Origin of the sequence: Kocuria marina (assembly GCA_014652975.1) — a bacterium.
GTDB lineage: Bacteria > Actinomycetota > Actinomycetes > Actinomycetales > Micrococcaceae > Kocuria > Kocuria marina.
In genome coordinates, this window is record BMZV01000010.1 from 1 (window position 1) to 13,631 (window position 13,631).

A 13,631-nucleotide genomic window follows, 5' to 3' on the forward strand; every position below is an offset into this window, starting at 1 on the left:
CAGTTCCTTCGGCATAACTCCATCCTCGTTTCCAAGGTCAGGAGCCTCCAACAAACTCACGGCGCTTCACGATGAGCAGGGGCAGCACTGGCGTGGGTGTCCCACTAATGGTGGTCGCTTCCATCCCTCAAACGGAGCGCGTCGTGTCACCGGATGCGCGGCACCGTCGGGAACAGCCAGAGGGCCCCTGCCATGGCAGGGGCCCTCTGGCTGTTGTTCGAGGACATCCAACAGCAGGTGCTGCGGCAAGATCCAGGGGGCAGTTGTCGGGTCGCTGGACATCGTGGCCATGGCATCTTTGAAGGGGCGCTATGGCCGGAATCGTTCAGGGGTGGGTCAGAGGCCGGTGAAGGTAGAAAAGAAGCGGAAGAACACCGAGGCAGCCACGGCCACGTAGGCGATGGCCACCAGGGTCCAGGCCCACTCGGTGGCGAAGCGCACCAACCGGGGCGGGGCGGGGATGACGCCGTGGGCGAGGTTGCGCACGGTGAGCAGGAGGAACAGCGGGATCATCGCCGCCCACACGATCATGCAGTACAGGCACAGGATGTAGATCGCGAACAGGGCCTGGGACCACAGCCAGATCACGAGCACCGCCCCGAGAGTGACCCCGACCTGCAGGCCCGCCCAGTACCAGCGCCCGAGGCGGGCCCCGGCCAGGATCGTCATGGCGGTGGTGATCACCACCGCGAAGGCGACGATGCCGATCAGCGGGTTGGGGAAGCCGAAGAGCTCCGACTGCCAGGTGCCCATGACTTGCCCGCAGGACACCCAGGGGTTGATGTCACAACTGGTGACGTGGCCCGGGTCCTTGTAGAGCTGAAGGCGCTCGAGCACCAGAATCGCCGAGGCGACCCACCCGATCACCCCGGTCACCAACAGGACCAGGGCGAAGGGGCGGCGACGGGCGAATCCGGGCAGGTGCTCCTCGGCGACCGGGCCGGCGCCTGGGTGGCGGTGGGCGCTGGTGGTGGTTTCAGCCATGGTGGATGTCCTTGGGGGTTCCTCGATCAACGGTGGCGTCGGTGGTGCCGTGCTGGTGTCTTCGAGCCAGGACGGCCAGGGCCGCGGCCAACAGGGGCAGGACCCCGGCCAAGAGGATGGAATGGGCCGCGGATTGTTGATCCGCCAGCGGAGAAGGCCCCCAGTCTCGGCCGAGTCCGGAGAACCACTCTGGTTGGATCACCGTCGGTGACAGGGCCGTGAACACCACCCAGATCCCCAGCACGGTGGCCACCGCGAGCAGCACCAAGGCCTGCGTGCGCACCGCTCTGCGGTCCGGTGGGGCGGCCAGCGCGGCGGTAGCGAAAATCAGGCCCAGGGCCACGGCGGTGGTGTTCATCAGCTCGTGGCCGACGTGGGTGTGCAGGGCCACGGCGAAGGCGGGGGTGTAGTAGAAGACGCCCAGCCCGGCCAGCATCAGGATCCCGGCCGGGGCCGGGTGAGCCAGCAGGGCCCCGGCCCGGGAGGTGCGCCATGCAGCGGCGAGCTCGCACCACCCGGTGCTGCCGTCAGTGCGGACCGGAACCAGGGCCGCGGCCAGGCGGCCGGGCGCTCCGGCGATCAGCAGCAGCGGCACCGGGAAGCTCAGCAGCAGGTGGGCGGCGGTGTGGACGCTGAACAGGATCGGGGCGTAGAGGGCCATCGCTCCGCAGGTGACGTAGACCAGCAGCACCAGACCGGCCAGGAATGCGGCCGTGCGTGCCACCGGCCATGGTGCGCCGGTGCGGCGCAGGTGTCGGGCCCCGCCCAGGTAGAGGCAAGCCGCGAGGATCGCCACGGCGATCCACAGCCAGTCGACGCGCCACTGGGTGAACCAACCGGAGAAGCTCAGGGGCGGGGGCAGGAGGTAGCCGGTGAGGATCTCCGCGGGGGTGATGTCAGGTTGTCTCTCCAGAGGCACCGGGGTGGGGGTGCGTGCCAGGGCCACGCCCAGGGCCATCACGGCGCAGAGGATGAAGACCTCCACGGTGATCAGCCGCCACACCCGGCCTAGCGTCGGGGTGCCGGCGGTGATCGCCCGGCGGTTCAGGTACCCCAGCACGCCCAGGGCCACGGTGGCGATCGTCTTGGCGATCACCAGCGCCCCGTAGCCGGAGTCCAGCCCGTCCCAGCCACCGATCCGGTAGACGGTGTTGATGACTCCCGAGACAGCCACCAGGACGAAAGCCACCCCGGCCAGGGCCGAGAAGCGTTCCAGCACGGTCCGGGCTGACCCGTGGCCGGTGGCGGGGGCGGTCAGCAGCGGGGCGAGCAGGGCGAGCACGATGATCCCGCCGGTCCAGATCCCGGCACCGAGCAGGTGCAGGGCCAGAGCATTGACGGCCCCGTTGTGATCATCGACCCCGGCCACGTGTCCCAGTTGGGACAGCGGGATGACGGCGGCCAGGGCCACCAGGGCGGTGGCGGCCACCGCCGCCGGGGAACGAACGAGCACGGCCAGGGTGGTGGTCAGTGCCGCGGCCACCGCGGTGACGGCCCATGCTTGGCCGGGGATCAGGCGGGTCACGTAGTAACCCAGTTGCCCGGTGAACTCGGCCGAGCCGGACACGGGAGCCCCGATGGTGTCGGCGTAGCTGAGCACGATGATCGCCACCGCCGCCAGGGTCCACACCGCGGCCGCGGCCGCAGCCACCGTCATGGCCCGGGCGAAGGCCGGGTGCTCGGCCCTGGTCTGTCCCGCTCCGGGGACCGGAGTGGACCGGGGCACCACGGTGGTGGCGAAGACCAGCCCGGCCCAGGTGATGCCCATGGCCAGGTGATGCACGGTCGTGGCCAGCGGCAACCCCCAGCGCACCAGGACCCCGGGATCGAGCACTTCCCGGGGCGCGGTGGCCCCGGAGGATCCCAGGGCCACCCACAGCACGGCCAAGGTCCCCACCCCGATACCGATGTAGACGGCAGCCATGGCGCGCCGGCGCCGTCCAGTCGGCGTCGGGCCGGGAGGCGGGGGGAGGACCACCGGCGGGGTGGGCGTGTGGGGTGGGGTGACCATTGGGTCAGTCGGTGGCTGCGGTTTCGACGGCGTCCCGGAAGCCTTCCAGGGACTCGGGGTTGAGCACTTCCCCATCGAGGAAGAACGTGGGAGTCCCACCCACCCCCAGAGCCTCACCGTCAGCGACATCGAGCTCGATGCGCTCCTGGGTGGCCGGATCAGCCACCGCGGCGTCGAAGGCGGCCATGTCCAGGCCGAGGTCTTCGGCAAAGCCGCGGAAGACCGCGCTCTGGTCCTCGGCCGACTCCCCCCACTGTTCCTGGGTCTCGAACATACGCTGGTACATCGCCTCGTACTGTCCCTGCTGGGCGGCGGCTTCGACCGCGAGGGCGGCGTTCATGGAGTTGCGGTGGCCCGGCAGCGGGAAGTAGCGGTGGACGAAGGTGACGGTGTCGGCGTACTCGGCCCGCAGCTCCTCGATGACGGGGTAGGCGGCCCGGCACCCTTCGCACTCATAGTCCAGGAACTCCACCAGCACGGCCTGTTCGTCCGGTGCCTGGGAGAGCACCCGGCTGTTCTCCCGCACGACCTGCCCCTGGCCCTGGGGCACCGTTTCGGGGGTGGAGTTGGCACGGGCGATGAGGATCGGGATGGCCACGGCGGCCACGACGGCGACCAGGAGGACCCACACGATGATCTTGGCCTTGGAGGGCTTCTGCTTTGGGGTGGGCGGGCTGGCGGTAGTACTCACAGGGGTGTCCGTTCTGTCTCCGGCAGCAGGGCGTACCGGTGGAGGGGGCTAGGGGTGGAGGGTCTCATCGTGGCGGTGGGAGGCCGGTTCGATCTGGAAGGTGGAGTGCTCGATGGCTACGTCGAAGTCACGGGCCACGCAGGCCTGCAGATCCGCCAGGACGACCCCGGCGTGCTCAGCGTTCAGGCAGCCGTCGTGGACGGTGACGTGGGCCGAGAGCACCGGGGTGTCGGAGTCGATGCGCGAGGCGTGCAGATCGTGCACACCGACCACGTGCGGCAGGGCTTCCAAGCGGGTGCGGACCTGCTCGAGGTCCAGGCCCTTCGGGGTGGTTTCCATCAGGACCTCGATGGTGTCGCGCAGCAGGATCAGAGCCCGCGGCACGATCAGGGCGGCGATCAACAAGGACACGACCGCATCCGCCCGGGTCCACCCGGTGGTGGCGATGACGATCGCGGAGACGATCACCGCTACCGAGCCCAGGGCGTCGTTGGCCACCTCCAGGAACGCGGCCTTCATGTTCAGGTTCTCCCCCCGGCCCGAGGCGAGGATGACCAGCCCGATGATGTTGCCGACCAGCCCGACCACCCCGAACCACAGCATGGCCGTGGACTCGACCTCGGGGGGCTCCAACAGCCGGCGCACCCCTTCGACGGCGATGAACCCGCCCACAGCCAGCAGCACCGAGGCCTGGGCGGCCGCGGCGACGATCTCGGCGCGCTGGTACCCCCAGGTGCGTTTGTCCGTGGCCGGTTTCAGCGCCAGGGTCGCGGCGGTGAGGGCGATGAGCAGCCCGGCCGAGTCGGTGAACATGTGCCCGGCATCGGCCAGCAGCGCCAGGCTGCCCGAGACCACCGCACCGATGATCTCGGCGACCATAATCGTGGCGGTGATGGCGAACACCACTGCCAGTTTCCCCCTCCGCCCGGCGCCGGCGTGGGAATGATCGTGCTCGCCGCTCATACCGGAATCTCCTGGGTGGTGGCGTCATCGGCGAGGGCCTCGGCGGCGCACTCGGGTGTCCCGCACCGGCACACCGGTTCGACGGTGAGGATAGTGCCCAGCAGGTCCTCCAACGCGTGGGCCAGCTTGGGGTCCGAGAGTTCATAGCGCACGTTGCGCCCCACCGGCACGCCCACGACCAACCCGCAGTCGCGCAGACAGGCCAGGTGGTTGGACACGATCCGCCGGCTCACCCCGATCCGGGCCGCCAGTTCCGAGGGCACCGCTGGGCCCTGCTGCAGCTGCAGCAGCACCGCGGCCCGGGTGGGATCGGCCAGTGCTTTGCCGAAACGGGACATCGCCGCGACCGGGGACAAGATCCTCATCCAATAACCGTACAGCAGAATCTGTATCAAAGGAGATGAGGGGCTTCCCTTGATGATCGGGCAATGTCCAGCTCGTATTCATACGGTGAGGGCGGACGGGGGTGCCGTCCGCCACTGCGGCATCCCCGTCCCCCGAGCCATCGCTGCACCCTAAGGGCTCTCGCTCCAATGCCGAGGCGGAGCAGGATAAGCACTGCCCGCGTCCAGCGGAAGACAGGGCAAGGCCATGAGCACTCTCCGATCCTCTCCGCAGGACTGCTCCCCGTGTGCCGATTCGCTGGCGTGTGCACATCGACAGGATCGTGGCAATCGTTCGAGTCTGCGGCTACAGCTGCGGAGTGCACCCATGCGGTCCATCCGAGTGCACCCATGCGGTCCATCGACGATGATCCTGGCGGGGCACTCCGCACCTGACGGATGAGCCCACCGGCCGGCCTTCACCACATCGGCGAGACTCACCGGTAGGTGTAGTACCCGTCGACGGGCATGGCGTTGACGGAGTGGACGAAGGTGCCCTGGGTCGGGTTCAGCGCCGAGACCATCTTGCCGCCACCGATGTAGATGCCGATGTGGTTGCCGCCGTTCTGGGACACCAGGTCACCAGGCTGCGGGTTGGACGTCGGGGTGGCGGCGGCGATCTGCTGGAAGCTGGTGCGGGGGATGTCGATGCCGTTCTGGGCGTAGACCCAGCCGGTGAATCCGGAGCAGTCCCAGGCCCCGAAGGAGGTCCCGCCCCAGACGTAGCCGGTGCCCACGCCCTGCATGGCCGTGCCCACGATGCCGCCGGCGGCCGGGGCGATCTCGGTGATGGCGGTGGACTGCGGGCTCACGCTCGAGGTGGCGGCGCTCTGCTGCGGGGCCGGGGCTTGGTCGACGGGGGCGGCGGGCTGCGCGGCGACCGGGGCCGGGGTGGTGTAGGAGGCCAGATCGGCCATCGCCGAGGCCGGAGCCGCATAGGAGGACCCGGAGGCGGCGGGGATCTCGGCGTAGGCCTGGGCCGGAGCGATGGAGCCCACCAGCGCTGCGCCGGCGGCGGCGACGACGGTGGTGGTACGCACGGCGCGCGAGGAGGTCTGGGCGCGGTGACGGGCAGTGTGCTGCTTGAAAAGCGACATGGTGGAGTTCCTCCCTTTGCCTACGAGGTGAGCTGTCGGATGCGGGTGGGAGACACCCGGCCGCAGAACGCACGCGCTCTGAGACTTAACCCCAAGGCCCCGGTACACCGGGACCGGTAATGGTTCCCCCGCTTCTGCCAAGCGATTTCTCTTCAGGAACCCCGAGCACCGGCAGAACTCGGCGATGTGCCACGAGGGCGCCGACAGGATCAGTGGTCGGCACGCACTGAAGAGTACAAGGAGATTACGAAACAATCACAATCCGATTCGGGAATGTATAGAGATCGTAAAGAAGTGGTCAAGGCTTGATGAAGACCTGAATTGTTGTCGGCTTTTTCCTGTTAATTTCCCGAGAAAGGCGGGGCGCTCTGCGCTTTGAGTGAGGTGGCTTGTTGGTGCGTGGACGCTGCGCGGGGAGTCGTCGCCCACACAGCGGTGGGGACAGGAGCCACTTCAAAAGGCGCGGCGGGTGGATCGAGAGCGAAGCCCGCGGCCATCCTGGGATATTTCGCGCTGCATCAAGCCCCGGAAATTTGGGCTCTGTCCATGCTCGCACTGACTGGCGGAACGTTAGCCAGCGTTGTGGTCGAGGAGATGCCCGACCAAGCCCACGAAGGCGACACCAGCGTGCCGGGACCGATCCTGCTCACCGGCGGAGTTGCGCTGTTCGCCGCGATCTCCGTCTACCTCGGTTCCTGAGAAGCCGTGCGCCCCGGCGTCCTCGTCTCGGGGCGCCGACGCGTGCCGACCGTGCTCAGTGGGCGCAGTTGGGACCGCATCCACCGCAGTGTGCACCGTCCTCGGCGGTGAGGACCGCAACGGGAGTGCAGCAGGCGTCTCCGCGCCAGGCCTCCAGCCCCTCCTTGACCGCCACGGCGGCGATCACCAGCGCAGCCAGCGGGTCGGCCCAGGACCAGCCCAGGGTGCTGTTGAGCACCAGGCCTACCAGCAGCACGGCGGAGAGGTAGGTGCACAGCAGGGTCTGCTTGGAATCGGCCACCGCAGAAGCAGAGCCCAGCTCCCGGCCGGTGCGGCGTTCGAACCAGGACAGGAACGGCATGATGAGCAGGCTCACCGCGGCCAGGGCGATCCCGACCGGGGAGTGTTCCGGCTCGGCGGCCCCGAGCAGGGCGCGGATCGCATCGACGGTGACGAAGGCAGCCAGGCCGAAGAAGGAGAACGCGATCACCCGCATCGCCACCTTTTCCCGTCGGTGCGGGTCCGGGGCGGCGAACTGCCACGCCACCGCCGCCGCGGAGAGGACCTCCACGATCGAGTCCAGGCCGAAGCCGATCAGCGCCGAGGAGGAGGCGATGGTGCCGGCGGTCAGGGCGATGACCGCCTCGAGCACGTTGTAGGTGATGGTGCCGGCCACGATCCAGCGCACCCTGCGGTGCAGCACCGCCCGGCGTGCATCGGCGATGGGCTTGGGGTCCAGGGTCAGGGAGGTCATGTGCAGGTGCATCCTTCCGGGGAGCAGCAGGTCGGGTCCACGGTGACCACCAGCTCCAGCAGGTCCCCCAGGGCAGCCCCGAGGCGGGGATCGGCCAGGGAGTACCAGGTGCTGCGCCCCTCGGCGGTGGAGGTCACCAGCCCGCACCCGCGCAGGCACCCCAGCTGGTTGGAGATCACCTGCTTGGACACCCCCAGGGCCTGAGCCAGTTCCGAGGGCCGGGCCGGGGCGTCTCGGAGGGACAGCAGGATCCGGGTCCGGGTCCCGTCCGAGAGAGCATGGCCCAACCGGGACAGGGCCGAAGTATGGGTGGGGGTCACCGCGGTCATCCCCCCTACGGTACAGGTTTCTGTGTACTGTTGAGGGGTGGCCTGCTGGCACTCCTCGGGCGCACCAGCGGGTCACCCGGGGCGTGCTGCGTTTGCCGGATCGAGGAGGACCGTGATGATGTCGGAAGTGGCCCCGGCTCTGGCGCTGGGCCTGTACCTGGCCGGCCTGGTGACCGCCTTCGGTGTGCGGTCGTGGATCCACCGGCGCCGCACCGGCTCCAGCGGCTTCCGCGGGGTGAGCGGGGCGCCCGGCTCGCCCGAGTGGTGGGGCGGGATCCTGTTCGCGGCCGCCCTGGTTCTCGGTGCGGCCGGGCCCGTCCTGGCCCTCACCGGCACCGTGGCCGCACCCCGGCTCCCGCAAGCACTGTCCTGGGCCGGGGCGGTCGTCACCGTGGTGGGTTTCCTCGGTGTACTAGCCGCCCAGGCCGGCATGGGCGCCTCCTGGCGGGTGGGTGTCGACGCCACCGAACGCACCGAGCTGGTCACCACCGGGGCTTTCGCCGTGGTCCGCAACCCGATTTTCACCGCGATGCTCACCACCCTGGCCGGCCTGACCCTCCTGGTGCCCACCGTGGTCACTGCAGCGGCGTGGCTGTGCTTGCTGGTGGCCGTGGAGCTGCAGGTCCGTCTCGTCGAAGAGCCCTACCTGCTGAGCACCCACCGACAGGCCTACGCCTCCTACGCCGCTCATGTCGGCCGGTTCATGCCCGGTCTCGGCCGACTCCGCCCCGCACCCCTGGGCGAGCTGACCCCCTGAACCCAGGACCCCACCACTGGCCGACAGTTCCCCCACCCCAGGAGACCAGCACCGTCCGGAGTTCCATGCCCCTGTGATCGGCTGTCGAGGCGCCCAGCCCCTCCTGCGCGCGCACGTTTGGGGGCATGACCAAGCCCTCGAGGCCGGGCCCCCATTCCCCGCGCCGAAAAGTTCGTATAGCTTAACTTTCTATGAGGACCGGGACCGGGCGCACCGGCTCAACAGGTGTTGCCGCCACTTCCCCAGGAGAGCGGTGGGTGCGCCGCCAACCGCTGCCCTGGTTGTTGGGTCCAGCCTTCGTGGCCGCGGTCGCCTACGTGGACCCGGGCAACGTCGCGGCGAACCTCACCGCCGGCGCCCAGTACGGGTACCTGTTGGTGTGAGTGCTGGTGGCCGCCAATGCCATGGCGGTACTCATCCAGTACCTCTCGGCGAAGGTCGGGCTGGTCACCGGATCGAGCCTGCCCGAGTTGCTGGGCGACCGATTGCCCCGGGGCTGGCGGCTGGCCTACTGGGTCCAGGCCGAGCTGGTGGCCGCGGCCACTGACCTGGCCGAGGTAATCGGCGGGGCGATCGCCCTGCACATCCTCTTCGGGATCCCGCTGCTGGCCGGGGGCGTGATCGTCGGGGTGATCTCGATGCTGCTGCTGGTCCTGCAGACCCGCCGGGGCCCTCGGTTTTTCGAGTTCGTCGTGACCGGCCTACTGGCGATCGTCACCGCCGGTTTCGTCACCGGCCTGTTCTTCGGCCCCGTGTCGTGGGACGAGGCCGTCGCCGGGATCGTCCCACGGTTCGAGGGCACCCCGACGGTCCTGCTGGCCGCGAGCATGCTCGGGGCCACGGTGATGCCCCACGCCATCTACGCCCACTCCGCCCTGGCGCGGGACCGCCACGGGCACTCGGTGCCCGCCGAGGCCCTGCCGCGGCTGCTGACCGCCACCCGGTGGGACGTGCTGCTGTCCCTGCTCGTGGCCGGGTCGGTGAACATCGCGATGCTGCTTTTGGCCGCGGGCAATCTCGCCGGGGTGCCCGGCACCGACAGCATCGAAGGAGCCCATGCGGCGATCACCGCCGCCCTGGGCCCGGCCGTCGGGGTCGCCTTCGGCATCGGGTTGCTGGCCTCCGGTCTGGCCTCGACCTCGGTGGGCTCCTACGCCGGATCAGCGATCATGGGCGGGTTGCTGCACGTGCGCATCCCGGTGTTCACCCGCCGGCTGATCACCCTGATCCCGGCCCTGGTCATCATCGCCGTCGGGGGGGACCCGACCTGGGCGCTGGTGCTGTCCCAGGTGCTGCTGAGCCTGGGCATCCCTTTCGCCCTGATCCCGTTGGTGCGACTGAGCAGCAACCGGGATCTGATGGGCGCCTTCGTGAACAAGGTGGCCTTGACTGTCGCCGCCTGGGTGGTCGTGGCCCTGATCGTGTCGTTGAATCTGGCGCTGATCATCCTGACCGCCACCGGGGCCGATTGAGTGGGCCCGGCAGCTCCGGCGCGGCACTCGGTAGCGTGGATCCCATGGACTTGAGTGAGATCACCCCGGTCGCCCAGGACTATCTCAAGGCGATCTGGTCGGCCACCGAATGGGGCGACCCGCCGATCACCACCACAGCCCTGGCGGCGCGGATGGGGACCTCCGCCCCCAACGTCACCGACACCGTCAAGCGACTGGCCGCCCAGGGGCTCGTCGAGTACCAGCCCTACAAACCCGTCACCCTCACCCCGCAGGGGCGCGCGTACGCGGTCGCGATGGTGCGCCGGCACCGACTGCTGGAGACCTTCCTCGTCACCACCCTGGGGTATCCGTGGGAGGAGGTCCACGACGAGGCCGAACGTCTCGAGCACGCCGTCTCCGACGCGATGATCGAGCGCATCGACGCCCAGCTGGGACAGCCTACGGCCGATCCGCACGGGGACCCGATCCCCACCGCGCAGGGACGCACCCGCCGCCCACTCAACACCACCCGGCTCACCAGGGCGAGGCCGGGACGATACGAGATCGTTCGTCTCTCTGATGCCGACCCGCAACTCCTGACCCGGTTCCGCGCCTGCGGCCTCGTGCCGGGCGGGCCTTTTCGTGTCATCGCCCAGGGAGCCAGCGGAACCACCGGTGTACCGGGGAACCAGCACACCGCGATCGATCTGGCCCCGGTGGAAGCCGAGGCCATCTGGGTGACACCCATCACCATCCTCAATACTCTCCGGAGCCTCTGAGAGCTGGTCACCGGACGAGCCCCTCACAGGACGCCGGTCTCAGCCGGCGGAGAGGATCTCGACGATGCGCTCCGGGTGACGGGTCGAGGTCAACCAATAAGGGGTGGGATCCACGGGATCGGTGATCTGGATGCGGACCACCGGGCCCACGGAGACGCGGAAGTTCATGTAGGCGCGGGCGTCAAGCTCGGGGCCCCGCACCCGTTGCACGGCGCTGCCGCGAAACGCTTCGGCCTCGCCCACAAACCGACGCTCGATACGGGCCCGCCCCACCTGCAACGACTCCCCGGTGATCACGATCCCGGTGCTCGAAACAATCAACGCCACCGCAGTGCCGCCGGCGACCACGGCCCCGACGGCCGTCCCGGCCCACATGTTGATCGGGGCCAGGGCAATGAAACCCACCAGGCCCGCGAAGAGCACGAGCAACCACATCCACCACGCGGCCGACAACCGTTCCTCGTACAGGACCGCCCCAGGGGCGGCCTTCGCGGGAAGGTTTTCGGCCCCAGGTTCGGCCGGGGAGGATCCCTGGGCGCTGCGGGACTCATCGGGTGGGCAGACGCCGGGGGACGCAGGATGGGACATGCTGCAACCCTCTCATGACAGCGCCCCCGCGGACCTTCTGGTCCGTGATCCCGGGGAGCAGATCCCGTCCGATCTGGGGTTTCTGGTTCGGCCCGATCACTGCCCCACCCAGAAATGACTTTGTGATGGGCGACAAGTGAGGAGTGTTCATCGATACCCGGCACTTCGGGAGCCCCCGTCGAGGACCTGGAGGCCACGGTTCTGCTGCCCAAGAATTGCATCCAGTGGTGCAAGAGCAATGCTGCGGGGTGCTGTCACCAGCCACGACAGCGTGCGGATGGGGCCCTCACCGATGTTATGTGGGTGAGGGCCAGCCACAAGCTGGATGGCCCCCACCAAAGCGCGATCAGTGCCCGAGGCCGGTCTTGTGGCTCACGTCCTTGTACCAGTCCGACCAGCCGTGACCGTCCCAGTAGCGGTACTTGACCACGTGGTACACCTTCTTGTCCTGGTGGTGATTGAAGTGGCGCCACTGCCCCCCCGCCCCAGGTTTCACCGCCGTGGTGGTTGAAGCTGTACTGGTAGTAGTCACTGCCGTGCTCGTGAGAATTCCCGTACTTGTCCTCGGCGTAGTAGTACTGCTTCACCTGCACCTTGGTGTAGCTGGGCTGACCCCGTTTTTTAGGTCCGGTGGTTCTGGGAGTCGTCCTGTCGCCCGTGGTTGCGGGCAGGGAGACTGGTCAGATCATGTCGAACAGCAGGAAGCGTCACACCCCGGAGCAGGTCGTCCGCAAGCTCGGGCAGGCCGACAGGATGCTCGCCGACGGCAGCGACATCGCCGCGGTGTGTCGGGAGCTTGGGATATCCGAGCAGGGGGCTTGACCCTTGATCTTGGACACGCGGTATCCAGCACGATGCTGGGGAAGCGAGAATCCAAGGATGGCCAGGAAGAACTACACCGACGAGTTCCGTCGCCGGGCGGTGGACTTGTACGAGTCCACGCCGGGCGCGACGCTCAAGGGGATCGCGGCGGATCTGGGCGTGTCCCGGGGCTCGTTGAAGGAGTGGGTCGACAAGCTCGGCTCTAGGACCACGACCGCGGGGGCGCCCACGGCCGCGCCGGCCGGTCGGCCGGAGTCGCAGGCTGCGCGGATCGCCCGGCTGGAGGCCGAGAACGCGGCGCTGCGGACCGAGCAGGCCAAGCTCGCCGAGGAGCGGGACATCTTGCGCCAGGCGGCGAAGTATTTCGCCGGGGAGACGAACTGGTGAACCGCTTCCAGTTCGTTGAGGACCACAAGGACGCCTGGAGCGTGAAGCGGTTGTGCGAGGTCGTGGAGATCGCGAGGTCGTCGTTCTACGCATGGCTGGCCGCCGCGCCGCAACGGGCCGCGAGGGTGGCAGCGGACGCGGCGCTGGCGGCACGGATCCGGGCGCTGCAAGACCCGCAGCAGGGCGGGGACCGCGCATCCGGGGCGCCGCGGATCACCGCCGACCTCAACGAGGACGCGCCTGCCGACGAGCGGGTCAACCACAAGCGGGTGGCCCGCGTGATGCGTCAGCACGGCTTGGCCGGCATCCGCCTGCGCAAGCGCGTGAAGACTACGGTGCCGGACCAGTCCGACCGGAAGTTCCCCGACCTGGTCGGCCGAGACTTCACCGCTGGGGAGCCGGGCCGCCGCTACGTGGGCGACATCACTTACCTGCCCATCGCCGACGGCACGAATCTCTACCTCGCGTCCTGCATCGATCTGGGCTCGCGGAAGCTGGCAGGGTGGAGCATGGCCGGGCACATGCGCACCGAACTCGTCGAGGACGCGCTCAGGACCGCGCGGCGCGAGCGCGGCACTCTGCGCGGCGCGATCTTCCACTCGGACCACGGGTCGGTCTACACCTCGAAGTCGTACGCAACTCTCTGCGAGCGGCTCGGGGTGACCCAGTCGATGGGCGCGATCGGCTCGTCCGCGGACAACGCCTTGGCCGAATCGTTCAACGCGGCTCTCAAGCGCGAGCTGCTCGAGGGTCGCCCCGCGTTCCCCGACCAGGCCACGGCTTACCGGGCCGTGTTCCGGTGGGCGAACCGCTACAACACCCGCCGCCGCCACTCCGCGATCGGCAACATCGCCCCGAACGCCTACGAGACCGCTGCGTCCGCTATGAAGCGCCCTGGGTCTGATGGAGACTCGCGCTATTTGATTCCGACCAGGTGTTCGCGGTCGGCTTGGA

The 13,631-nt window shown here is 68.9% G+C and carries 14 protein-coding genes, 2 pseudogenes and 1 riboswitch; of the genes and pseudogenes, 6 read left to right on the forward strand and 10 right to left on the reverse strand.

From position 1 onward, the window contains the following. Positions 1–336: 336 nt before the first annotated feature. The 6 genes from IE157_RS12550 to IE157_RS12575 form a co-directional block, all read right to left on the reverse strand. Positions 337–984 carry a vitamin K epoxide reductase family protein gene (locus tag IE157_RS12550; RefSeq protein WP_085108717.1) on the reverse strand — a complete coding sequence of 216 codons (648 nt, stop codon included), beginning with the start codon at positions 982–984 and terminating at the stop codon, positions 337–339. Then, on the reverse strand, positions 977–2,908 hold the full coding sequence (locus IE157_RS12555; protein WP_019311268.1) for a cytochrome c oxidase assembly protein: 1,932 nt from the start codon (positions 2,906–2,908) through the stop codon (positions 977–979). Before IE157_RS12555 ends, IE157_RS12550 begins: the two co-directional genes overlap by 8 nt. Before the next feature lie 91 nt (positions 2,909–2,999). Continuing rightward, positions 3,000–3,686: a DsbA family protein gene (locus tag IE157_RS12560; RefSeq protein ID WP_019311267.1), complete on the reverse strand. Its 687-nt coding sequence runs from the start codon at positions 3,684–3,686 to the stop codon at positions 3,000–3,002. A 48-nt stretch (positions 3,687–3,734) separates the two neighbouring features. After that, a complete protein-coding gene (locus IE157_RS12565; protein WP_019311266.1) occupies positions 3,735–4,649 on the reverse strand; it encodes a cation diffusion facilitator family transporter in 915 nt (304 codons plus the stop codon). Then, positions 4,646–5,014: an ArsR/SmtB family transcription factor gene (locus IE157_RS12570; RefSeq protein WP_085108715.1), complete on the reverse strand. Its 369-nt coding sequence runs from the start codon at positions 5,012–5,014 to the stop codon at positions 4,646–4,648. The genes IE157_RS12565 and IE157_RS12570 overlap by 4 nt, the downstream gene beginning before the upstream one ends. A gap of 455 nt (positions 5,015–5,469) precedes the next feature. Then, positions 5,470–6,129: a C40 family peptidase gene (locus tag IE157_RS12575; RefSeq protein ID WP_019311264.1), complete on the reverse strand. Its 660-nt coding sequence runs from the start codon at positions 6,127–6,129 to the stop codon at positions 5,470–5,472. Between the two features lie 5 nt (positions 6,130–6,134). After that, positions 6,135–6,288, reverse strand: a riboswitch (cyclic di-AMP (ydaO/yuaA leader). Between the two features lie 387 nt (positions 6,289–6,675). Here IE157_RS12575 and IE157_RS12580 point away from each other — a divergent pair. Beyond that, on the forward strand, positions 6,676–6,828 hold the full coding sequence (locus IE157_RS12580; protein ID WP_156125410.1) for a hypothetical protein: 153 nt from the start codon (positions 6,676–6,678) through the stop codon (positions 6,826–6,828). Positions 6,829–6,883: 55 nt separating this feature from the next. On the opposite strand, the gene IE157_RS12585 is transcribed toward IE157_RS12580, so the two are convergent. Both IE157_RS12585 and IE157_RS12590 read right to left on the reverse strand, forming a co-directional pair. Further along, entirely contained in the window at positions 6,884–7,582 is a 699-nt protein-coding gene (locus IE157_RS12585) for a cation transporter (protein ID WP_019311262.1), read from the reverse strand. Continuing rightward, positions 7,579–7,911, reverse strand: coding sequence for an ArsR/SmtB family transcription factor (locus IE157_RS12590; RefSeq protein ID WP_019311261.1), 333 nt, complete (start codon positions 7,909–7,911; stop codon positions 7,579–7,581). Before IE157_RS12590 ends, IE157_RS12585 begins: the two co-directional genes overlap by 4 nt. A 115-nt stretch (positions 7,912–8,026) precedes the next feature. Between IE157_RS12590 and IE157_RS12595 the strand changes: the two genes are divergently transcribed. The 3 genes and pseudogenes from IE157_RS12595 to IE157_RS12605 all read left to right on the forward strand — a co-directional run bounded on the left by IE157_RS12595 (position 8,027) and on the right by IE157_RS12605 (position 10,880). After that, complete coding sequence (locus tag IE157_RS12595; RefSeq protein ID WP_019311260.1) at positions 8,027–8,668, forward strand: methyltransferase family protein; 642 nt, start codon at positions 8,027–8,029, stop codon at positions 8,666–8,668. Positions 8,669–8,859: 191 nt separating this feature from the next. Beyond that, positions 8,860–10,140, forward strand: a pseudogene (locus tag IE157_RS12600) (Nramp family divalent metal transporter). A 44-nt stretch (positions 10,141–10,184) separates the two neighbouring features. Beyond that, complete coding sequence (locus IE157_RS12605; RefSeq protein WP_019311257.1) at positions 10,185–10,880, forward strand: metal-dependent transcriptional regulator; 696 nt, start codon at positions 10,185–10,187, stop codon at positions 10,878–10,880. 39 nt (positions 10,881–10,919) lie between these two features. Here IE157_RS12605 and IE157_RS12610 read toward each other — a convergent pair whose 3' ends face one another. Beyond that, the gene (locus IE157_RS12610; RefSeq protein WP_231559544.1) at positions 10,920–11,468 is read right to left on the reverse strand and encodes a DUF3093 domain-containing protein; all 549 of its coding nucleotides are present in this window, start codon (positions 11,466–11,468) and stop codon (positions 10,920–10,922) included. A gap of 346 nt (positions 11,469–11,814) precedes the next feature. Beyond that, the gene (locus IE157_RS12615; RefSeq protein ID WP_159450063.1) at positions 11,815–11,964 is read right to left on the reverse strand and encodes a hypothetical protein; all 150 of its coding nucleotides are present in this window, start codon (positions 11,962–11,964) and stop codon (positions 11,815–11,817) included. A gap of 191 nt (positions 11,965–12,155) precedes the next feature. On the opposite strand from IE157_RS12615, the pseudogene IE157_RS12620 reads away from it, so the two are divergent. Further along, positions 12,156–12,281 (forward strand): annotated as a pseudogene (locus IE157_RS12620) (IS3 family transposase); the annotation flags it as partial. A 66-nt stretch (positions 12,282–12,347) separates the two neighbouring features. Beyond that, a protein-coding gene (locus IE157_RS12625; protein ID WP_404820648.1) for an IS3 family transposase occupies positions 12,348–13,631 on the forward strand; the annotation gives its coding sequence in 2 pieces (ribosomal slippage) (positions 12,348–12,663 and positions 12,663–13,631; 1,285 coding nt annotated over the 2 pieces). This gene is flagged as partial in the annotation.